Below are 2,635 nucleotides of genomic sequence, written 5' to 3' on the forward strand. Positions count from 1 at the left end.
TGGGCGGCGCGTGCGTGGCTTCGGTCACCGGAGTGGGGATCGACATGATCCTTTACGCGGTGATGGTGCTTCTCATGCGCGCCGATCTGAAGGTCGCCATCCCATCCTCCGTCGTCCTCATGGCCTTCACCTCGGTGGTCGGCATCGCGGTGAAGCTTCTCTTCTCCGGCGTGCAGCCCGGGGTTTTCGGGAATTGGCTTGCCGCCGCGCCGATCGTGGCGATCGGCGCGCCACTCGGCGCCTTCATCGTGAGCTATATCGGGCGGCGGTCCACGCTCGTCGTGGTCGCCGTGTTGTGCGTGTTCCAGTTCCTATGGACCATGCAGCAAAGCTTCAGCGATATCGGCGTTGTGGGCCTCGTGCTCTCCACGCTCGCTGTCGGCCTCTTCGTGGCAAGCTTCGAGTGGATGTGGAAAGTGGGCGAGCGGCTGGCACGCCGGTCCTTGCCGATGGTCGTCCCGCAGTCGTCCCAGGCGGTCGTCGCGCATAAATGACCCCCGGGCACGATCGAGTGGGAGTGATCTTGCAGTGTTTTGCCCACCGTTAGCCCAAAGTGGGCTCGGTGATCAGGGGACAGCGGACGGAAATCTCACAACAATTGGCCCCCGAGCTCGTCATTTTAACGATTTGGTAACCCGGTTTTCGACTGACCCAGATCAGATCGGACCGTGATGGCTTAGCGTCCGCCCACCGGCCCGAAAACGGGGGGTGGGGAAGCATGTATCGGGTTCTCGACTGTATCAGGTACGAGCACGACTACCGCCTCGTGCTGATCGCCGTCGCGATCTGCGCGCTCACCGCTTGGACCGCCTGGTACTTGTACGCGACGTCGTCCAGCTCTCGTGGCTTCCGGCGCTTGGCTTGGATTCTGCAGACGGCCGTGGTTAGCGGTTCAGGCATTTGGGCAACGCACTTCATTGCCATGCTGGCGTTCAAGTCGGCGATCCCGACGACCTACGACGCAATCCTGACCCTCTCGTCGCTGCTGATCGCGATCTCCGTTACCGGAATCGGCTTCTGCATTGCAAGCGATCCGGCGTCCAATATCAAAGTCGTTGCGGCAGGCGCGGTGATCGGATTCGGGATTGCCACCATGCACTATTCTGGCATGAGCGCCATGAGCATAGCAGGACGCATCCAATGGGACTCGATCCTGGTCGCAGCCTCGATCGTGTTGGGAACCGTCTTTGCCGTGGGAGCCATGTGGGGGTTCAAAGTCACTCAGTCGAAATTGCTGGCGGCCGGTCTGCTCACAGTGGCCATCTGCACTTTGCATTTCACCGCGATGGGGGCGGCCACAGTTCAGTACGACCCGACCGTAATCATCGACGCCCCGCAAATCGACAATACGCTTCTGGCAACGGCAATAGCGGCGGTCACGCTGTTAGCGGTTCTCTCTGGCCTTACGGCTGCCCTCATAAATGTACAGAGCACCCGCGAAGCTCAGGAGCGTATCGCGCACCTGCGGCATCTCGCTGACCATGATCATCTCACCGGGCTGCCGAACCGCGGGTTCATAAGCCGCATGATCGATAGTCTGATCGGGGACCAGCAGAGCTCGCCTGGTGGCTTTGCGCTCCTTTTTGTCGATCTCGATCGTTTCAAGTGTGTCAACGACGGCCATGGCCACGCGGCCGGCGACTATATCCTGCAGCAGGCGGCGGCGCGCCTGAGAACTGCGGCGAGCGACAACGGGGTGGTTGCACGGGCGGGAGGCGATGAGTTCATCATCGTCTTGCACGCCGCCGCACCCCATTCCTCGGTAGAATCCATCGCCGGCACCATTCTCTCAGCCTTTGAACAGCCTTTCGAGATGCGCTTGGGTGGTCACGCCAAGCTCGGCGTTAGCATCGGTATGGCGGTCTATCCGCAGGACGGGGCCAATAGAGAATCTATTCTTCGCGCGGCGGATCGCGCTCTGTATCGGGCGAAGCGTACGGGCGGTGGCGCCGCGATGCTCGCTGCTTAAGACGCATCAACGCGGTGCGCGAGCACCCCGCGTGGTCTACGACATCACCTCCAAGCCGCCGGCACCTCGAGTGGGAGTAGGGGCGATGACTGTTTTGTACCGCCATTGACGCCTTCGGCTGCCCCACCTCCCAAACTCGTCATGGCCGGGCTTGTCTTGAGCCTGCGCCCGGGCCGGCGAAGCCGACCCGGGTGGCCATCCACGTCTTCGACTGCGGCACGGCCATTCGTGGATACCCGGCACGCTGTCGTAGAGATCGTCCCATCCGGGGTTCATGGCGAGAATCGGCCGCACCTTCCACGCGCGCGGCCAGTGCTTCATCGTTCTCTCGCGCTGAATGGCGCCGGCAATCGTGTCATGTTGCTCGCACCACACAAGACGCTTCACGCCGTAGCGGCGGGTAAAGCCCGGCGCCGTGCCTTCACGATTCCCAGGCGCGGCGCGCGATGTCCCGCGTCACGCCGGTATAGAGGATGCCGTTCGGCTGTTGGTGAGAATATAGACCCAGCCTCCGCGCATAGAATTGAGTCTGCAAGACGTGGATGGCCGGACAAGCCCGGCCATGACGGAGGAGGTGGGGGAGAGAAAGTCTGAAGCCTTATCCCCGCGCGGTGCCCCCCCCGCCGTTTAGGCCCGATTAAGCACTCCGGCCTAACGTCTCATATT

2 protein-coding genes and 1 pseudogene are annotated in these 2,635 nt (G+C 62.0%); 2 read left to right on the forward strand and 1 reads right to left on the reverse strand.

Annotated elements, in window-relative coordinates; all coding sequences use genetic code 11:
• The coding region (locus tag ACSLE4_RS14520; RefSeq protein ID WP_435905142.1) for a hypothetical protein at positions 1 to 494 on the forward strand (494 nt) is incomplete at its 5' end.
• 224 nt (positions 495 to 718) lie between these two features.
• Positions 719 to 1,969: an MHYT domain-containing protein gene (locus ACSLE4_RS14525; RefSeq protein WP_435905143.1), complete on the forward strand. Its 1,251-nt coding sequence runs from the start codon at positions 719 to 721 to the stop codon at positions 1,967 to 1,969.
• A gap of 240 nt (positions 1,970 to 2,209) precedes the next feature.
• On the opposite strand, the pseudogene ACSLE4_RS14530 reads toward ACSLE4_RS14525, so the two are convergent.
• Positions 2,210 to 2,488, reverse strand: a pseudogene (locus tag ACSLE4_RS14530) (GIY-YIG nuclease family protein); the annotation flags it as partial.
• Positions 2,489 to 2,635: the final 147 nt, after the last annotated feature.

It is taken from the genome of Methyloceanibacter sp. (assembly GCF_051306395.1).
In the GTDB taxonomy this organism is placed as follows: Bacteria; Pseudomonadota; Alphaproteobacteria; order Rhizobiales; family Methyloligellaceae; genus Methyloceanibacter.